This is a genomic window from Streptomyces sp. NPDC059816 (assembly GCF_042732055.1).
GTDB lineage: Bacteria > Actinomycetota > Actinomycetes > Streptomycetales > Streptomycetaceae > Streptomyces.
This window is the reverse complement of record NZ_JBHWIQ010000041.1, coordinates 1-18,895: the sequence shown is the minus strand read 5'-3', so window position 1 is coordinate 18,895 and position 18,895 is coordinate 1. Positions and strand designations below refer to the sequence as shown.

At 68.9% G+C, this 18,895-nt stretch carries 14 protein-coding genes; 4 read left to right on the top strand and 10 right to left on the bottom strand.

Going from position 1 to position 18,895, the window contains the following annotated elements; all coding sequences use genetic code 11:
• Positions 1-684: 684 nt before the first annotated feature.
• A complete protein-coding gene (locus ACFV88_RS33660; RefSeq protein WP_385495940.1) occupies positions 685-1,029 on the top strand; it encodes a helix-turn-helix domain-containing protein in 345 nt (114 codons plus the stop codon).
• Positions 1,030-1,146: 117 nt separating this feature from the next.
• Here the strand turns inward: ACFV88_RS33660 and ACFV88_RS33655 are convergent, their stop codons facing one another.
• Positions 1,147-1,320 (bottom strand): hypothetical protein, encoded by a 174-nt coding sequence (locus ACFV88_RS33655; RefSeq protein WP_385495939.1) that lies wholly within the window; start codon positions 1,318-1,320, stop codon positions 1,147-1,149.
• 377 nt (positions 1,321-1,697) lie between these two features.
• Between ACFV88_RS33655 and ACFV88_RS33650 the strand changes: the two genes are divergently transcribed.
• Complete coding sequence (locus tag ACFV88_RS33650) at positions 1,698-3,551, top strand: N-6 DNA methylase (protein WP_385495938.1); 1,854 nt, start codon at positions 1,698-1,700, stop codon at positions 3,549-3,551.
• 507 nt (positions 3,552-4,058) lie between these two features.
• Here ACFV88_RS33650 and ACFV88_RS33645 read toward each other — a convergent pair.
• The 6 genes from ACFV88_RS33645 to ACFV88_RS33620 form a co-directional block, all read right to left on the bottom strand.
• The gene (locus ACFV88_RS33645) at positions 4,059-6,266 is read right to left on the bottom strand and encodes a hypothetical protein (RefSeq protein ID WP_385495937.1); all 2,208 of its coding nucleotides are present in this window, start codon (positions 6,264-6,266) and stop codon (positions 4,059-4,061) included.
• A gap of 532 nt (positions 6,267-6,798) precedes the next feature.
• Entirely contained in the window at positions 6,799-8,124 is a 1,326-nt protein-coding gene (locus ACFV88_RS33640) for an ATP-binding cassette domain-containing protein (protein ID WP_385495936.1), read from the bottom strand.
• Positions 8,121-8,561 carry a hypothetical protein gene (locus ACFV88_RS33635; protein ID WP_385495935.1) on the bottom strand — a complete coding sequence of 147 codons (441 nt, stop codon included), beginning with the start codon at positions 8,559-8,561 and terminating at the stop codon, positions 8,121-8,123. Before ACFV88_RS33635 ends, ACFV88_RS33640 begins: the two co-directional genes overlap by 4 nt.
• A 483-nt stretch (positions 8,562-9,044) precedes the next feature.
• The gene (locus tag ACFV88_RS33630) at positions 9,045-9,995 is read right to left on the bottom strand and encodes a hypothetical protein (protein ID WP_385495934.1); all 951 of its coding nucleotides are present in this window, start codon (positions 9,993-9,995) and stop codon (positions 9,045-9,047) included.
• A 6-nt stretch (positions 9,996-10,001) separates the two neighbouring features.
• A complete protein-coding gene (locus tag ACFV88_RS33625; protein WP_385495933.1) occupies positions 10,002-10,442 on the bottom strand; it encodes a hypothetical protein in 441 nt (146 codons plus the stop codon).
• Between the two features lie 122 nt (positions 10,443-10,564).
• Complete coding sequence (locus ACFV88_RS33620; protein ID WP_385495932.1) at positions 10,565-12,676, bottom strand: hypothetical protein; 2,112 nt, start codon at positions 12,674-12,676, stop codon at positions 10,565-10,567.
• 632 nt (positions 12,677-13,308) lie between these two features.
• Here ACFV88_RS33620 and ACFV88_RS33615 point away from each other — a divergent pair.
• Complete coding sequence (locus ACFV88_RS33615) at positions 13,309-13,818, top strand: hypothetical protein (protein ID WP_385495931.1); 510 nt, start codon at positions 13,309-13,311, stop codon at positions 13,816-13,818.
• An 80-nt stretch (positions 13,819-13,898) separates the two neighbouring features.
• On the opposite strand, the gene ACFV88_RS33610 is transcribed toward ACFV88_RS33615, so the two are convergent.
• On the bottom strand, positions 13,899-15,005 hold the full coding sequence (locus tag ACFV88_RS33610) for a hypothetical protein (RefSeq protein ID WP_385495930.1): 1,107 nt from the start codon (positions 15,003-15,005) through the stop codon (positions 13,899-13,901).
• Positions 15,006-15,604: 599 nt separating this feature from the next.
• Here ACFV88_RS33610 and ACFV88_RS33605 point away from each other — a divergent pair.
• A complete protein-coding gene (locus ACFV88_RS33605; protein ID WP_385495929.1) occupies positions 15,605-16,282 on the top strand; it encodes a hypothetical protein in 678 nt (225 codons plus the stop codon).
• Positions 16,283-16,586: 304 nt separating this feature from the next.
• Here the strand turns inward: ACFV88_RS33605 and ACFV88_RS33600 are convergent, their stop codons facing one another.
• A complete protein-coding gene (locus tag ACFV88_RS33600) occupies positions 16,587-17,027 on the bottom strand; it encodes a hypothetical protein (RefSeq protein ID WP_385495928.1) in 441 nt (146 codons plus the stop codon).
• A 282-nt stretch (positions 17,028-17,309) separates the two neighbouring features.
• Positions 17,310-18,644 (bottom strand): hypothetical protein, encoded by a 1,335-nt coding sequence (locus ACFV88_RS33595; protein WP_385495927.1) that lies wholly within the window; start codon positions 18,642-18,644, stop codon positions 17,310-17,312.
• Between the last annotated feature and the right edge of the window lie 251 nt (positions 18,645-18,895).

Below are 18,895 nucleotides of genomic sequence, written 5' to 3'. Positions count from 1 at the left end.
GGACAGCTCCTCTTGACGGTCGGCCCCGGTTTCCGGGGGTCGGATCGCCGACCGTCGTCACCGGACGGGTCCGTGCGGGACTCGACCGGTGGGGTGAATGAATGAGGGGCCGGGGATCACCTTCGGGTGATCCCCGGCCCCGGGCACGGGCCGGTTCTCCCCGCACGGGGCCTGCCTGTTCACGGCGCACGGGGGGCGTGCATCGTGCTGGGGTCACCCCCGCGTTGGCGGGGAGTAGTGAGATGCGGTTGTGCAGTGCCGCGTTCTCGTTCGGGCCATCCCCGCCTTTGCGGGGACCGCCCCACTGTTGGTGGGGCGACAACCGGTACCTGTGCCGGTGCAGGACGGGCGGTGCCCTGGCTGCGGACCGTGGCAGCCACCCGCCCTGCGGTACTCAAAAGTACCACCACAAGGGATCTGCTTCTACGTGATCGCCACCACACCGCCTCCGCGGGCGGCCACCCTGGAACCGCCGGGAGCGTCACGACTGGTCTCACCATCCGCATCAGATGCGCCGCACGGCCCGACATCCGGCAGCGTGCCGACGGCCGCCGGCACGCGGGGCCGACTCCGTTTCGCAGATTCCCAGAAGTGCCACCGAGGGGGCGATGTCCCCCTTCGGGTCCGTCATGGCGACAATGAACGGGCTCTTGTCAACTGCGGACCTTGACGGGATGAACAACCGTGCCCAAAAAGAGAGATTCTGCCCCCGCCGACTTTCTGGCGAGCGGGCACCAGTGGCCATCGGGGCAACTTGTCGCCGACGCTCCCCCTACGGCCAGGCTCGGCAAAGAACTCGCCGTCCGTCTCAAGCAGGCCCTGCAGGAGCAGGGCCTCAGCGCCCGGCAGGTCGCCGACGCCGCGCAACTGCGCCACCCGACCGTTCTCAGGGTCCTCAACGGCACCGTGGTCCCCGACGGCAGAACGATCATTCATCTGGAGACCGCCCTCAAGACCCCGCTCTGGCCAGCCGGTCTCCACGAGCACCTCACCCTCCCACCCGCGGAATCCGGAGCAGCCCCTTCCTGACCCGTGACGCAGCCGAGTGCGCGACGGGAAGCCGGCTTCTCCTGGCGGCGGCTTGCCGCCGCCAGGAGGTCCGATGACCGCCTGAAGGTTCCGTGGCCCCTGGTTGCCTCATCAGCGTCAGGGGGCTGGCCGGTCCGCGTCGGCCGCCGTCTTCGGTGAGGACTGCTGCCACGCCCGGACGAGCACGAGAGATCCGAAGAGCAACTGCCGTTGTTGGCGCCACATCGGCCGCAGCAGTTCGCGGCGCACGTCCTTGGGCAGGGCCCGGAACTCGGGAGTATCCACGCTCATGTCGCCGGTGAGCCGAACGCCCCTGCCCGGGGTCGATAGAATCGACAGGACCGACAACCGGGCTCAACCGGCGACGCTCGGTGAGTTCCACGCCCAATAGCCGCCGTTGAGGCGATCTGCCGAGGTCTTTCCCTGGGGAACCGCACCGACCGTGTCGGAGATCGCCTCCGTTCGCAGGTACTCGGCAGGCTCGGCGGCAGGTTACCCGACAGGCCACAACCTCGGAGCAGTAGATGACCGGTCAGCCTCCACCACCTGCCTCAGGCACCGCCGCGGACCAGAGCACCATTTCCCCCGCCGGTATCGCGCGTCTCGCGGGTGTGGGCCGGGCCGCTGTCAGCAACTGGCGACGCAGGTTCCCCGACTTCCCCGCACGCGTGGACGGAACCGACGCCCATCCCCTCTTCCCGCTGGACGCGGTCGAGATCTGGCTGAAGAGCCATGAGAAGGGGGACGGGCAGAGTGCGGCCGGGGAGCTGGAACGGCTGTGGATCGAGTACGCCGCGAGCGGCGACCGGGAGGCCACGGCGCTCCTGGTTGCCGAGGCCGGCAGACGGATGGCCGGGACAGGAAGGGTTCCCCCGGCACGGACCCACTCCGCCGCTTTCTCGGACACGGACCTCGGCGGAGTGCTGGAGCGGACGCTCCACGCCGCTGAGCAGACCGGAACGCAGGAGGTCTTCGACTTCCTGCTCGGCAGGTGGATCAGTGCCCACCTGCGCACCGTCATCACGACACCCAGAGCTGTGGCCGATCTGATGGTCGCCGTCGCCGCCGCTGCCCACCCCGGGCCGGTGACCACGGTGGCGGACCCGGCCTGCGGCACCGGAACCCTGCTGCTGGCAGCGGCCGGACGGTGGAGCCCGGCCCGGCTGGTAGGGCAGGACAACGATCCCGGGCTCACCGCCCTCACGACCGCCCGCCTCGCCCTGTCCCGTCCTGCGGAAGCCGCCCGCGTCGCGACGGCCGACACCCTGCGCACCGGAACCGGCACGGAGAAGGCCGACCTGGTGCTGTGCAACCCGCCGGCGAACCAGCGGGACTGGGGATACGCAGAACTGGCCACCGACCCCCGATGGATCCACGGCCAGCCCCCCGGCACCGAACCCGAACTCGCCTGGATCCAGCACATCACCTCCCAACTCGCCCCCGGCGGAACCGCCGTCGTGCTGGTACCACCCGCCGTCGCCAAGCGCCGGGCGGGACGGCGCATCCGGTCAGGACTGATCCGCTCCGGCACCCTGCGCGCGGTCATCGCGCTCCCGCCCGGAATCGCCATCCCCTACCACACGGGCCTCCACCTCTGGGTCCTGCGCGGCGCGGTCCAGCCAGCGGAGCACGTCACGATGGTGGACACCTTGATCGCCGCGACCACCACAGCGTCTGCAGACGGCGGACCGCGGTGGGAGGCGGTGACCGGCCAGATCCTCGCGGCGATGAGCGGCCGCGAGACCGGGGGAAGCCGGCAGGTCCCGGTGCTGGACCTGCTGACCGCGGACAGCGATCTGACACCCGCCCGGCACGTACCGCAGCACACTCCCGCGACCGCGGACCTCCCCGCGGCCTGGAGCGCCTTCGAAACCGCCCGCGACCGTCTGGCACACGCTGCCGCCCCACTGGGGGCCCTGACCACGGCAGCGACGCCCGGACCACCCCCACCCGCGGCGACGCTCGACGAACTCACGCGCGCCGGCGCCGTCCAGATCCTCACCGGTCAGCCTGTGCCCGAACCCGAGCACGGACTCCCGCCCCACGACGGCACCCCGCTGCTGACCGACCCCCCGGCACCCGGCCTCGCTCCCTGGCTCACGACACAGACCGTCCACCAGGGACTGAACACCGGAACACTGACCCTCGCCCAGCCGGGGGAAGTCATCGTCGCCACCCGCGACTTCATGGTCCGCGTCGCCGATACCCCCGTGGCCCTCGGCCCCGGCCTCCACGCCCTCCGACCGGACCCGGACCTCCTCGACCCCTGGTTCACAACAGCCTGCCTTGCCGCCCCGGACGGAGCCCGCCGCGCGGCCAGCCACACCACCACAACCCCCCGGGTCGACGTCCGCCGGCTCCGGGTGCCCCGGATGCCACTGGCCCACCAACAGCGGATCGGGGCGGCCTACCGCGACCTGCTGGCAGCACGGCGGGAACTCGCCGCCCTGAACACGGCCGGGGAGACGGCACTGACCGCGATCAGCCACCTCCTTGCCGACGGCCGCTTCACTCCGAACTGACGATCCGCCGCGCCCGGCACTCGCAGCCGGGCCCGGACTCCTCTTCAAACACGGTGGACTCGGCGTTGCCCAGGCGGGGGTGAACGCGACAGGCTCGGCGTCCTGAGCTCGTTTGTGTGTGATCAGATCCAGGGTGTGGGGGCTGTTTCGGATATGCCGCCAGAAGCCGCCTCGGGCCCTGCCGGGGCGGATCGGAGTCCACGGACCGCAGAGGCCAGAGGCGCAGGAGCACCTACACCTTCGGCCCGTTGTCCGGACGATCCCCCTGATGGCCGGGTCGGCAGCCGCAGACCCTGGCCACCCACCCGCGCCGTCCCCGACACGAACCCGACCCAGACCCACCCTTATGCTCCCAAAACGACAGCCTTGGAAGTCGTCAGCACCGCCCTGGACCGTGTCTCGCCGCCAGCTGCGCACCGACCGTCTCCTTCTCCGGCCAGGCATCCGACAAGACGGGCTGGGCGCTCCCCGGGGAGGTGAGCCCGCGCGTGCCGCGTCCTGTTCCGTTCAGCTGGAAACTTGGTCAGTGTCGGGTTGGGGCAGGGGCCAGTAGAAGCGGGCGCGCCCGCCGCCGAGGCAGGCCAGCAAGGTGTCCTCGGGCATCTGCAGGACGGGCGCGCATCGCACGAGCTGGCCTGGGGAGATCGCGGTGGTGCCGTCGAGCCATCCCTTCATGAGTGCTTCGGGCAGGATCGCACCGGCGGCCAGATCAGCGGCCGTCATACCGTGCGCGGTGAGCTGGTGGAGCAAGGTGCCGCAGGCGGTGTCCGGGCGGCTGAGAACGGTAAGGCGTGCGGCGAGTCGGTCCTTGATCCCCGGGGCCGGGCGGGCCGGCTCCGGTCGGTGTGCCTCGTAGGGGGAGCGGGGGCCGGCGAAGTGGTCAAGGGCCAGGGCGGCGCAGTCGTCGAGGAGTTTCAGGGTCCAGGTGCGGGCGTGCTGTTCGCCCTGGTCGGCGCGAAGCCGCCAGTCGTGGTGGCGGCCGCGGATGCTGAAGTCCCGGTCGACGAGCAGGCTTCCCGCGTGGGCGGCGGTGGCCCGGTCGTGCTGGGGCCAGACGGTGCGCAGGGAGTCGGCGGGGATCTCCAGCAGGGTTCCGAGAAGACGTTCGATGCCGACCGCCATGGCCACGGCGGTGGACTCGTCCAGGAACCGGCGCTGGGTGTAGCCGACGAGGGTCTCGAACTCGTCCCGCAGCGCGGGGTCGCCGGCCGGCTCGCCGGGCAGGCTTGTGAGGGCGGGCGTGCTGGCGAAGAACGCGTCCGCGTCCGCTGAGGTGAGGAGGGTGATGATGTGCGGCGGATAGCCGCGGGCCGGGTCCCGGGGGCGGAGGTTGCCGAAGCAGACGAACCAGGCGTTCGGACGGAGGTCTCCGGTGCCGAGCTGCCGGCTGGCCGGATGTCCGGGATCGGCCGCCACGTGGGCGAGGTCCTGATCGAAATGGAAAAGGATGTCCTCGTCCTGGAGGAAGGCCTCCCGCCACAGGTCGACCGGGCAGTGCCGGGCGGTGAACGCGTCCGCGGGCGGCAGGCCGTAGTCGTCGGCAAGGTCGGGATCGTCCCCGAGCAGTTCGAGCAGCAGCTCGGCCTCGCACCGGACGAAGTAGAACGCCATCTCCTCCGCAGGACACCTGGGCAGCGGGGCACGGCCCGCCCGCAGGTCGCCGGCGAGGTCGTCGACGGCGCGGACCATCGCGAGGCGCCATGCCGCGCTCGCTCCGTCGCAGATCGCCGGCAACTGCATAAGAAAGGAGTCGTGGTAGCGCCACGCGTCCTTGTCGGACGGGCGGTCGAAGACCCGGTCGCCGTAGTGGAGGAGTTCGTGGTAGCCGCGCTCGGCGACCCTGTCCGCCGCCGCAGCCAGAAGCCGGGCACCGAGCGGGGTGAGTACCTCCGCCAGGTCCTCGTACTCGGCCCGCCCCTCGTACGCCTCGAACCCGGTGGCCGAGGTGCCCAGCCGCATGATGGCGGCGATCCGTTCGACGGAGGGCAGCTCGTCGGGAGCCATGGAGGCCCCGTCCAGATGCGCCAGGGCCCATTGCGGATGCCCGCGCTCAGGGTCCCGCGCGGCGATGAACCCGTACGGGGAGAACCAGAACTCCGCACTGTCCCAGCCCTGCTCGGGCTCGGGAATCTCTTCGGGCTCTTCCCCATCGTCGTTGTCGGCGGTGTGATCGCCGCGGGCCTCCGGAATGGAGTGCTGCGCGCTCTCGACCCGCAGCTGCCACGCGTCCTCCCAGTACGCCGGCCGGTACTCCTCACCGTGCCCGGGCACCCCGACACCCAGCAGCTCCAGCTCCGCGTCCGTGGCCGCGCACACCCGCGACGCCAGCATCAGCATCTGCTCCAGCGCCCATGCCTCAGCACCACAACGCGGCACCGGCGCGCGGCCACGGGCCAGATCCTCCGCCAGATCCCCGAACGCCCGCGCCACACCCATACGGAACGCCCGGTCCCTGCCGTCGCACCCCTCCGGAAGAAGGAACAGCACCGTCTCCCGGACACCGGACGCCGCGCGGTCCACCGGCACGTCCCCATAGCGGGCGGCGTCCCGGTACGCCAGCACCGCCAGCATCCGCCCCGCCGCCCCCAGCAGCCCACCGGCGAACGGCGACAGGAACTCCTCCAGCTCCCCGTAGGGAACCTCGTAGAACTCGGCCTCCGCCGTGTACGCCCCGAACGCGTCAGCCACCTGAACCGCGCCCACCCTGCCGCTCATGACGTCCCTGTCCATCCGCCCGGTACATTCCCGGCAGTCTCCCACGGCCCACGAGCGGCCGAAGCCGCCCCGGTACGCCCGGCACGCCGCCACCCCCGACCACATTGATTCCTCAGGGCTCGCCAGAGTGGAAGCCCCGGTCCTGACAGCACACCGGCACTCGGTCGGGTAAATTTCTGCGTGGACGCAAGGCGATCTTGGCTGGGGCGCTCAGGTGCGGTGGGCGGCGGTCCAGGGGTGGTCGCCGCCGTTGTCCTCCTCCGTTCCGATCGGGGTGCCGTCCGTGGTCTCGACCCACGAGCGGAACGCGGACGGGCAACGTGCGGGCACGTGGACGAGACGGCAGTACCGGTCGGCGAGGGCGGTGGCGAATACGGTAGGCGCCGCCCGGTCCTTGCAGTCCAGTTACCCCCGACCTCGCTGCAGTCGGCAGGCGGCCACAGCTCCGTGCAGTGCCCGCATCCGCGCCGGTCAGCGGCGTGAGCGTGGTCGGGAACGAGAGCCCGCACGGAGTCATGGCGGGATGGTCCGGTCACGGCGTGACCAGGGCAGGCGTGGCGGGCCGGTCGCCTTCCTGAAGGGAGAGGAGCTCGTGGAAGAGAGACCCCTCCAGGTCGGCGAGTTCGGAGAATGTGCCCTGTTCGGCCACTTTTCCGTGGTGGAGGACGATGATGCGGTCGGCGTGGCGGGTGCTGATGACCCGGTGGGTGACCAGGACCGTGGCCCGGTCGGCGGCCATCTGACGCATGGTGGCGAACAGGGCGGACTCGGCGCGGGAGTCGAGAGCAGAGGTCGGCTCGTCCAAGACCAGGAGGGCCACGTCGCGGTGGAATCCTCGGGCCAGCGCGATGCGCTGCCACTGACCGCCGGACAGGTCGTGCCCGTCGGCCCAGGAGGGGGCAAGGGATGTGTCGACGCCGTGCGGGAGGGCCGCGATGACGCTGTCGGCGCGGGCGGTGGCCGCCGCGGTGTGGACGGCGTGGTCGCCGCCGGGTCGCGGAGTGCCGAGCTGGATGCTCTCCCGGACGCTCAGCGGCCACTCGGTGAACCTCTGCGGGACGAGCGCGACGTGGTCCCACAGCGTGCCGGGGTCCGCCTCGGCCAGGTCGAGCCCGTCCCACCGGACGGTGCCGCTGTCGGGAAGCGTGAGGCCGGTGAGGAGCTGGACCAGGGTGGACTTGCCCGCGCCGTTCTCCCCGACCAGGGCGACGACCTCGCCCCGCCGGAGCGTCACGCTGACGCCGTCCAGCGCTGGACGCGCGGCACCGGGGTAGGTGTAGGTGACCTCGTCGGCCTGAATCACCGCGGGTCCGGCGGCCGGGACGGCCCGGGTGCCGCGCCGTGCGGTGTGCTGTTCGGCCAGGGTGGTCCACCGACCCCAGTCGCCCACGTACAGGGCGCTGCGGAACAGCCGCCCGGCGGTGCTCGCGGCGTCCGCGAGCGTGGCGTTGACGGTGCGGACGGCCAGGACCGCGGCACCTGCGGCCGCGAGGTCGAGACGGCCGGTCGCGGCCAGCAGACCAAGCGTCGTCCAGGTGACCAGCTGCCCCGCCCCGGAACCGAGATCCCCTGCGATGCGCGCGCGTTCGGCCCGGTGGACCCCGGAGAGCACCGCCTTGTCCAGACGCCGGGACACCTCGCGAAACCGCCCCTGAAGGAAAGGGGCCATCTTCGCCGCGCGGATCTCGGCGGCCGGCCCGCGCTTGGTGGTGTCCCGGTACAGGTAGTGCCGCATCCGCCGGTCCGGATGGGTCTCGTGCCGGACCATGTGCTCGATCCGCGCCGCGCGCACGGTCGCGCCTGCCTTCGGCACTGCGGTGAGGATCACCAGGGGCAGCAGCACCGGGTGCAGTGTCACCAGACGGAGGTGGCGGCCGCCATCTGTGCCAGGGAGGCGATCACCCCCTGGGCCTCGGCCACCAAGTCGGCCATCGCCTGCGCACCGTCGTCGGCGGCCTCCATCGCGTCCACCACCCCCGGATGCTCATACGCCGCCAGTTCCAGCCGGTTGGCGCCAGCGACCACGGCGTAGCTCGCCTCGGTGACGCACCGCGGGCCGATTCTCGCCGCCGCCATCCGCGCGCCGCTCACGGCCGTGTAGCGCACGGCGACGGCGATCAGCAGAGTGAGAACGGCGGGCCAGGCCGCGTCCGCCGACGCTCGCCACGGGCGTTCGTCGAGCAGATGGGTGAGGACGGAGGTGGTGGCGAGCAGCGCGACGGCGGTGGCGACCGCCGCGACCGCTTGGCCGGCGGCCACCGCGAGCACCGCGCGCCGGTCGGTCCGCCATGCCAATCGGGTCGCTTGTGAGAGCAGGCCGGGCAGTCGGCGGCTGGCCTTGCAGTTAACGGAGGTGAGGACCAGGACCGATGACTGGCCGGGGCCCGGGGCCTATCGACGCGACCGGGACGGCATCCTGGTGGGAACCTGGCCCTCCGAATTGTCGGCCTCGTCGAGGAAGGCGACGTCCTCGCTGTAGAGCGGCTCCTGGAAGAGAGCCCTTGGTAGACGGGGCGTGGATGCGCGGGCCGCTCCGTAAGCCTGGAGGCAGGCCGCTGTGGCGGTCCCTGAAGGGGAATCGTGCTCATGGGTATTCTCCTCGCACTCTCGTGTCCTGCGGTCGCCCCGCCGCGACTGTCCTTGGACCCAGTAGAAGGATGGTTCGGGCACCGAGATCATATGTTCGGTGTGCGTCGGGTTGCCTCCCGGAATCCGGAGACTCAGGCAAAGACAGAAACATGCAGGTCAGGCGCAGCCCGTAGACACGGACAGTCGCGGCTATCGGGTTTGACGAGGATGCTGTGAGGGCCCACCTTGCTGATGTGCACGCTGGCTGTCGGCCGAGGCTGGCCGTGCCGGCGGCGCCGTAGGCACTGATGCGGGGTAGCGATCAGTGAGTTCCGCTCGTGCCTCTGGTTCAGCCATCCGAGCTGGCAATGCTGCTCTCTGCGCGGACGAAAGCGACCTGAGTCGGTCGAGCGCGGCTTCGGCGCCACCCGGTTCAGGGCGCGGTCGGGGAACACTGGCGAGGACTTGCTCGGCCATGGCCCGGATCGCCGTCCGGATCGGCTCGATATGCCCTTCGTCGACCTTCAAATTCTCGAACTGGAAATTGGGGACATGCCGGATATACAAGAGAGACCGGTGAAGCCGCATATACGGGTCAAGCGGGCTCAGGAGCGGCGACTGCTCTTGCACGGCCCGCCGCAGGGCCTGGTCGGTCAACTTGGCGAAGGCCCGCTGCCCCCAGTGCTGCTGCTGCGCCGTCAAGTCGATGAAGTCGCGGGGGTCCAGTCGCGACTGGACCGCCTGCAGAGTCTGAACGGACAGTGTCGTCATGGAGCTGATCCGTAGACCGTTCCGAACGACGGGAGCGTTGTACTGGGGCTGCACTGAGATGGTGAGACGAAGGGCGAGCGCATCGGCGGCGTCTGGAGTGCCCTCGGGGGGCAGGTAGGTCATGGCCCGGAAGGAGCCTTGCCGGCCGCGACCTTGCTCAGCCTGGACCCGGTACCCCAGATGCTCGAGGGCCCCTTGCACAACATCTCTGGACCGATCCGTGTTGTGAGTTACCGGGGTGGTCAGCGAGATCTCGCGGGCCTCGCGCTGGAGGGCCAGGTGCCGGGCCAGAGCTACGTCACCGCCGACCTGAAACGGGACACCGGTTTGTTCAAGTGCGGCAAGGGCGATGTCAGCATCGCGTGCCGCGCGCTCGAGATCCCAGATCACGCATTCTCACCACCGTATCGGGTCGAGTTCAGGGAAGCGCTGCTGCCACACGTGCGCGAGTGGTGCCGGTATGCCAGAGCGAACTGCCTCCCACTGGGCAATCAGCTGTCCAGCTGCGAGTACCGCTCGCTGGTCGTCCGTCGAGCCGTGCATCAGGACCTGCCGGTACACGTCGGCCAGATCCTCATGCGTCTTGTCATCGTCGCGGGCGGGCGTACGCCAGCGAAGGGGCAGGCTTTCACCGGAGCCCTCGTCCGGGCCTTGGAGCTCTTCCAGTCGCTCGATGACCTGAAACGGCTGGGCGAGCAGCCAGTCCGGCGTGCCCGGCTGCTGTAGGGCCAGGAGGACGTCATCATCAACCTGACCTCGCAGGGCCTGGAGGATCTCGGCGCGAGTAGCCGCGGCCCCGTCGAAGTCGATGTGGATCTCCGCGTCGTGCTGTGTCACGGCAGTTGGTCCCCTCTGAGTTAACGGCCGGCGCGCCGCTGTCCAAGCGTGTCTTGTGCCGACCCTACGAGGTCCGATCTCAACCACCGACGCCTGCTGACGATCCAGACCCGCACAGAGACTCATCGCTGCCGTCCAGTCGATCTGTGATCCTGCTGATGCGAAGCCGTTTGGTCAGGTCCGTGATGCTGCGGAAGCGCGCGTCGTGTCGAAGGCGCGGTCGGCTGAGCCTCACCGAGCATGATCTTCTCCGCTTCGGAGTACAGCTGCTGGTGGCTAAGGCGGAAGGTTGGGACAGTGGCCGGCGAGATCTCATCCAGCCGCTCGGACGCCTCAATCAGCGACCGCAACTCAAGTGCCATGTGACGCAACTGGCGTCCGGCGTGAAGCTGCGCGCTGAGGCCCTGGCTCGTCCCCCCGCCACCGTTCAGTGACCGCGAAGCCTGGGCGAGATTGTCCACGCTCTGGGTGATCTGCAGATGCAGCGTGGCAATCATGCCCTCCACATGGAGGTGGGCCGAGGACAAGGTAGGGAAGGCGGCGAGGACGGCAGCACGATCGAGCATCTGCTCCACCTCTGCGGAACGCGTCGCGGTACTCCGAGGCTCAGCCCAGGACCCGCGCGCTACAGGACCGGCCCGATGGGCCTGCAGCCGACCCAACATCGCGTGCAACGCTTCAAGGCGGCTGGTCCGCGCTCGCGCGTAGACCCCACTGGCGGGAGCCCGCCCAGCAGGAACGCTGATTGATGCACGTGCCGCGTCCATGGACCGACTCGTCAACGCTGTCGCACTGCGTGGGTGCTCGGACCGCCACCGCACACCATAGCGGTCCTGGCGGAGCCCGCGCGGCCCGGCGCCGTCCACCACGCGTCCCGAGCTGGCAGCGGCCAGCGCATTCAACACCTCATCAGGGGAGCGCAGCATGGTCTGCGCCATCAACACGGCCTCCGCCGCGATCGGCCGGTCGGAGGTGAGCGCATAATGCTCGGCGGCCAGCAGCCGAGCCAGCTTGTCCGCCTCGTCACGCATGTGCTGCCGGTCAGGGTCGAGCATGGCAGGCGCGATGTACGGGTTGTCGGCGAGCACCTCGACATCACTCTCTTCGGGCCCCAGCAGAATCCGCAACTGCTGAGCCAGTGGGAGCCGCCACGTCAGCTCGGACAGGACCTCGTCAGCAACCCGGCTGGCACCCTGGTCAGGGTGCGATCGCATCGGCTCCAGGACCGCGAAGGCGGCGGCTAGTTCAGACGTCTCCTCATCGAAGGGAGCCTCGCCCACGGCAAGTGCCTCCAACGTCCGCGCGGACCACTTTTCGGTGAGTGGGCACCAGTCCTCCGGCACTGGCTGCCTGATCGCCCTGGAGGCCGGCAACTCATCTGCGCGAACCGGATGATGTTCATTGACTACCTGGCCTGCCGGGCCGGTCTGAGGGCTGACCTCCTGTTCCAGGGCAGCCAGCACGACCTCTTCCGGCAAAGAGGCCCCGAACGTCAGCGCCCAGTCAACCGCCGCCGCGGCCCAGAGGTCGCGGACCGAACTTCCCTCGCCGTAATGAGGCGCAGCCGACCATCCGGCGAGTCGGTGCTGAAGCCAACTCAGTTGGTAGCTGTCGATGAGCTTTCGGGCGGCTGGCGTGGACGACCGAAGGACTCGATGCCACAGGTCGGCCGCGGGCAGGGGCTGGGCGGGTCTCCCGGGCGTGTGCAGTTGTACCTGCACACGGTGGCCAGGGCGATCCCGGCGCAGAAACTCCAGGACCGCAGTCGCGGAGTCGACATACACCTCAGCGCGTGCCGGCTCATCGGAGTCGCCACTACGACTCACTGAGATCAGTGCGCGCTCTTCGTCCGGCGGATCGGGCAGTGCCTGCCACTCGCTGATTTCGCTCCGGTAGCGGTCGATAACCGAGTCCAGAAAGGCAACCGGATCGGGAACGGCGCCGGGAGCGTTGATGCTCAGGAGCGCCAGTCCGCCCTGCAGGCGCTCCGTCAAGGAACGCCCACCAGTCGCCTCCCCCGGAACATGATCGGCCCAATGCCGCAGCCCCGCCATCAGCTCCTCCAAGAGGGGCACCAGGACATCCCCCTGCCCTCCCCAATCGGCAAGAGAGCGGCTCTCCCGCTCCTCCCAGAGCCCCGGCGGATACCCCTGCTCGGCGGCGAACCGGCGGACCAAAGCGTCCAGGTAGACCAGGTCGAAGCTGAACGTGTCGGGAAGGGCTACAGCGTCCATGGCGGCCTGGACACGTAGGACACGCTCCAGAGCGACTCGGTGATGCATCACGTCTCCCGCTCAGCCTCGCGCCCGGCCTTCGCACCGGGCGTGCTGCACGCAAGGGTGCTCATCGCCGACGCCGGCCGATGCTCAGCTCCCGCGCCACGGGCTACCACTCACAGCGATCCGGCCTGACGGGAGAACGACAGCCAGCAACAGCCCGCCCACCGGGCTCGCCCGTACCTCTCGGGCATTCTCGCCGCGCCTGTACACAACCACCGCAGTGCCGTCGGGGCCCGCGCTGCGGGAGCGGTGGCAGAGGAACTGACCGCCCCACGGGCTAGTTCGGCTCAGCCGTCCCGCCACAAGAGCCACCGTCCCCATCCAGGGCTGACGCTCCACAGACTGGCACTGCGCACAGAACCCCGATGCCAGCAGCACCAAGAATCCGAGGAAACCTTGTCCATGCATGTCCTCCCGGAGGAGTTCATCCGGGCAGACCACGCCGAACGCCTGCGCCGTGCTCAGCGCGAAGGGCTGGCAATTCGTGCATCCGCCGCTGCTCGCCACAGGCGCCGTGCCGACCGGACCCGGCGATCCGCAGGTCGAGCTTGGACGCGCCTGCTTCGCTCTCCGATGCGAGGTCCGCGATGACAACCCTCGCCCAAGCTCTTGACCTTCCTGATGCGCTCTTTCGTCGGTACGCCGCCATCCGCGAGGTCGGCCAGGCTCTCGCGGCTGTGGCCACGGGGCAGGCACGCGTCATCGAGTGTGCCCTTGAGCCGGGTACGGCTCCCGACGGGAGCCGCTTCGACGCCTTCACGGAGGTGCGCTGGCAAACGTCTCACGCCTATCTCGCCATGCTCCAGGCAGGGGCGATGGCACAGGAGCGGTGGCTTCGAGAGCAGGGACTGTGGACCCCACGACGCGAGCTCGTCACCCAGGTCGCGGCACGCCACAGCAGGGCCGCCGCCGAAGCAACCATCGCCAGCGCGGACCAGATCGAGCAGGCCGCGGTCTGGACCCGGGAACTCCTTGACCGGCATTGGGCACTGCTGCTGCGCTTCGCAGATCTCCTTGACCGGCGCGGCCACCTCTACGGCTCTCGTCTGCGCAGAGCGCTCCGTGAAGGGGCACAGAGGCCTGTCTCATCCACGTAGAGGCCCCGTGCCCCGGGCATGAGGACGCCCAGGCCCCTCGACCGACTCCGGGCCCCGGGCGCCGCTGAAACCGAGGCGAGCTACCGCATCGGGCGAAGGCAGACCTGTACCTGGTCTGCCTCGTTCCGGCGGACAATCAACCCGCTGTCTCCGGCGTAAGAGATCGGGACCTCGGTGCCTGCCTTGAGTACAGAGGAGGCACCGGTCTTCAGGGCAACTTCGGCGACGACGGGTGCAGATGAACCCGCGGCATCCGGAGCCTCGACGGCCCCATATGCGACGCCGGCGTCGCTGATCGAGGCGATGTTGATCGTTCTGCGGTTGCCGTCGCCTTGCAGGCACAGACCCTTCTTCCTCTCCAGGTCGAAGACGACGGGACCGGCCGCGAGATATCGCCCGTTGGGAGAGGACATCACCGCATAGCTTCCAGAGGAGCCCGACGGCTCCTTCGCGGCGCAGGACATCTGAGGCTTGATCCGTCCGCTTGCCGTGTCGTGTACGGCCCAAACCGGGGTCGCGTCCCCATACTCGCCGGTGCGCCACGAGGCGAGGATGCTCGTGCCAGTCGCACCGTAAGCCCGGCCGTCAAGAGGCGCCAGGAAACCCGACTTGGCGGAGACGCCATCCGGCTTCACACTGCTGCTCAGCCAACCGTCAGGCACCCTGAAGCCGCCGCTGCCCATCGCAACCACGGGCCCCTGCGAGGTCGCCGACATGACCACACTGCCGGAGCAGCCAACGGTGTCGGCGCACTGGGGGAGCAGCCCGTCCGCTTTCCCGAAAGCAGTGACCGTTCCCGTCGCGACATCCACTTTGGCGGCCGAAGTGCCGTAGAGGCCGTCGCCACCCCAAGAGACGAGCAGTGCCCCATCCGCCCCGGTCACATGTACCTGCCCGGGGCGGGCGCTGACGGGAACGGAGATCGTGCGCGTGGGGGCGAGGCCTTGGTCCTTGCCGTCCGCCGGATACACCAGCAGGTCGACCACCTCGCGGCCGCTGTGTAGTTGGTCCTTGCCCTGCATGCCGTGCGCCCACGCCACGACGTACTCCCGGCCGCTGACGGCTACCGCGGTCAGATCCGGGATCTCCGCAGCCGCACTGCCGTCCCCCTCAGCCCCGTCGACCTCGGCAGGCGGCGTCCAGGACCTGCCCGACCAGCGGATGGCGCCGCTGGGAGCCTCGTGCACACTGACCGAATATCCGCCGGAGGCCGCCTGAAGAAGCCCCACTCCTCCGGCGTCGCGGGCTGGCTCCTTCCCCCGGGAGGCCGCCGAACGGGATGCGACGGAGCGCGTGGCCCGTCACGTGGGCGCGCTGGTGTCGAGGACGCGAACGGACCGCGAACCTGACACGACGTGGGTCCTCGTTACCTGTTCACACCGTCTGGAGATTGCTTGTGCCCCACCTCCAGATCCTGCCATCTGGCTCCGACAACGCCGTGTGCGGCACCCGGGACAGGCAGGCAGCGTGAGGCAAGAGGCGTGCAGACGTAGAGCCTGCGCCAACACGGCTCACCAGGTGGATTACCGGTCAGGCGGCACGCCAGGTGGGTCGGCGCCTGCGACGTCTGGTCGGGGGTCTTCCCGGAGAGGCTCTCAGATAGGAGAGCCGAGGGAGGGGCGAAGACGTCGCATCGGCGCGGGAGAGCCAGAAGAGCTCCAACCCCACGCCAGGATGCAGGCGTTGATGATCTCGTGTGGGTTGGATTGGTGCAGTACGCAGTGCTCTGGTGAATGCGGTGAGTAGCATCCGGGATCAACACTACTCGCACGAACGGAGACAACAGGTGTCTGACCCCGCGCAGAGCGCCACCCTTTACACCCAGTACACGTCCAAGGTCGATGATGACCTTGCGGCTCTCGAGAATGAGCACGCGGGATTGGTCGCGCGCCTCGCGCAGGTGGAGAGGGATCTCGATCTGCTGAGGAAGATGAAGGCCTTGTTCGCCTCGGATGGGGACGCTGGGCAGGAGCCTGCCGCCACGGCCGGCGAGGACCGGGGCCTTGAAGCGCCCTCCCATGAGCCTTCGACGACGAAGACTGTGAAGAAGGCTGCCGCCAAGAAGGCTGTGGAGACCACGGCCAAGACGCCGCCGACCGATACCAGGAAGGCCACGACCAAGAAGGCCACGGCCAAGAAGACCGCAGCGAGTACGACCACGGCCAGGGCGACCAAGGAGGCCGAGTCGGCCGCGGCCGGGCTGAGCAACCGCCAACTGATCCTGGAGTATCTGACAGAGATTGGCGAGCCCCGATCAAGCTCCGAAGTGGCAAAGGAACTCAGCTCGCGTCACAAAGAGTTCAACTCGAGCATCGCGGCGACCCGTGAAGCGCTCGAGGCACTTGTTGCGCGGCACAAGGTTGAGCGGACGACGCAGGGGCGAAGCGTCTTCTACGGCCTTGCCAACCCGGCAACCGGGGAAGGTACTGAGGTGGTCGAGCAGACGCAAGAAGGAGCCTCGTGATCTCAGCGACTGACCCCGCAGGCGCAATGATCTACCTCCTGCGTGGGCCTTCGTCGCGTGAGGAAAGGCCCACGGACTCCCCGAAGAGTCAGTCGTGGAGTAGGCCTTGAGCCACTGAAGGTGCTGGTGCGACACGACGGGGGGCGTGTCGCACCAGCACCTTAACGGTACCGAGCCTGACGCAGGCATGAGGGGGAAAACGAAAACCAGCGGCAGCTTGATCCGTTACGGCTCCGCTACCCGGCCGGGACGGGTACTTTGCGGACTTCCGGCGCAGCGGCTGTGCACCGTCGGAGATCATGACCTAAGCGCCGACGAGGCCGACGAGGCCGACGAGGCCGACGTGGGAGACGAAGGTGTACGCCGCCCAGTCGGAGTCGATGTCCCGAATGAATGCCTCCTCCCAGCGCGCCTCAAGCTCCCTCTCCCTTCCGGCCTGGAAGGCATCGATGAAGGCCAGCCATTCTCGGCGGGCCTTCTTGTTGCGGACCTTGAGATCGCGGCGGTACATGCCGCGCACCATGGCCTGGTCGACTGGGTAGATCTCCAGGGTGATTCCTCGCCCATTGTTGTCCAGGTGCCTCTTCAGCCAGCCGAGGATTCGCAGCATGTTGTGGGCGCGCAGGGTCCAATAGGCGGTGTCGAGGAGCTCTCGGTTCGCTGCTCCGGGACGCTGCACGCGGCTGAACCAACGGCGAATGGTGCCGTCCGTGACGGTCACGCCAGCCTGACGCAACGCTGCCACGCCACCCTCGTGTGTTGACAAGTAGTTCAGACGGCCGTTGAGTCAGCGAACCTGGATGCAGCTACGAGCACCCGGGGCCTTGGCGAAAGAAAAATGCCTTCGCTATGAGCAGCACATACTGTCGGAGCATGGACGGGGGGACTGGATCTGAACTGGGTGCACGAGTGGCGCGCACCTTGCAGATGGACCCGAACTGGGCACGGTGTGCTGAATGTCGGGCGTTGCTACATATCGACGTGAATGAAGATGCTGCCTCGGGTCGTCCCCACCGGCTTCCCAGCCTCATTGTTCGGGTTTGGTGCCTTTGTTGCAGCGCTGGTGCCATTCCACCGGTGGCGGCGTTGTCCCCCAGTTCCCGGCCGAGCCATCCATGTCCGGTTCGGAACGCGGCAACGGCTGGGTAGATGCAGATCCGAACGTGGCGCGATCGTCGGTGAGTCCGGCTGCCTGCTGCCGACATACGGCCGAGAGGCGCCCTCGTGCTTCCCGGACAGACCGTCGCAGGTTGGCAACTGCCCTTTCCGGGTAGCCCTCTTCGACGCAAATCGACAGCAGTGCCGCGCTCTGGGCAAGGGCCTCGGCAGCCTGAAAGGCTCGGTCGGCTTCCTGCGGCGACCGCTTCTGGACTTCAATGGCCCGGCCCAGCATCCGGGAGGGCATCGCAGACAGTTCTGTCAGGTCAGTGGCGCCCTGCCCGGACCGGGCAGCGGCTCGGTAGGCGGCTCCCAAGGCCGGCGCGCCCGAGTGATATGCGATGAACCCGATGCGCCGTGCGGCGATCAAGAGGCTGTCAGGCTGGTCGGAGTCGTCAGCTCCCAGCGCGACCCCATCCTCCGGAAGGAGTCTGTCCAGGTAGTCTCGGGAGGGGTCCACCGCCTCTTCCCAGGTGGCCGCAGCCGCTGCCAGGAGAACCCAGCCGTTGCGGCTCTCAGCAGCTGAGGGATCATTCTGCAACTGCGCGACTGTAGTGACGATCGTCCGCGCTGCCTCCTGGACCTTTGCGCCCGGGAGCCCGCGATCGACGAGTTCAGCGACCACGGTCTCAGGCAGCGGTGTGCCGAACACGAGGCCCCACGCCCACCCAGCCCTCATCCAGGCGACCGAGTCGATCCCGTCGAGCAGCGCAGTCGACCTTGCCTGGCGCTGGACCCAGGACGCCAACGCCGCCGCCACCTGCGAGCCGGAGACACCGCCCACCTGCGGGTCCGGGCCGATGAGATCAGCGACCGGGACATCCGCAAGACGCAAGATACGGCGGCCAGGAACGGCAATCTCTCCCGTCACAATGACAAAGCGTTCGTCAGGGAGGTCACGCTCGGCCCAAGCACCAAGTGCATCAGCAACGTTGAGGTGCACTTCCCCCGGACCGGAGAGATCCGCGGACGAGCCGACTTCGTACCAACGGTTCAGGTCACCACGTCCACGCCCGTCGGGGTGCGGCAGCCGCAGATTCAACTGGATCAACTGGCTCCATGCCTGCTCGGCCGCCTCGGTGTACTGAGCCAGAGTGACCTGGCTATTCACGTACTCCTCCTCGACGTCACGCAGGTACGCCACCCACGGGGCCTGCTCATCCTGACCGGTCCGTGACGCGAAAGCTGCGGTCTCGTCTGCCACGACCTGGCGCTCCGTCGCGGCCGGCCGAGCCTCGGGACCTCGGAGCACCTCCCTGACCACCGCAGTGAAGAGACGGGAGGTGTCCACAGTCCTGCTGTCCGCGAGAACCATGCCCTCACCGGTGGGGCGGATCGCGCCGACAACGGTTCGACCGCTCTCAGAAAGTGTTGGGTAACCGGGTGATCACTCGTTCTTGAGATCGTCGGCGAGGCGGCGGGCTGCTTCGGTCTCGATGGGGCCGCGTGGTTCGA

Bases quoted from the DNA above. Each gene is read 5' to 3' on its own strand.
- ACFV88_RS33655 (WP_385495939.1), bottom strand. From the start codon at position 1,320: ATGAGCGTGGATACTCCCGAGTTCCGGGCCCTGCCCAAGGACGTGCGC.
- ACFV88_RS33615 (WP_385495931.1), top strand. From the start codon at position 13,309: ATGACAACCCTCGCCCAAGCTCTTGACCTTCCTGATGCGCTCTTTCGT.
- ACFV88_RS33645 (WP_385495937.1), bottom strand. From the start codon at position 6,266: ATGAGCGGCAGGGTGGGCGCGGTTCAGGTGGCTGACGCGTTCGGGGCG.
- ACFV88_RS33620 (WP_385495932.1), bottom strand. From the start codon at position 12,676: ATGGACGCTGTAGCCCTTCCCGACACGTTCAGCTTCGACCTGGTCTAC.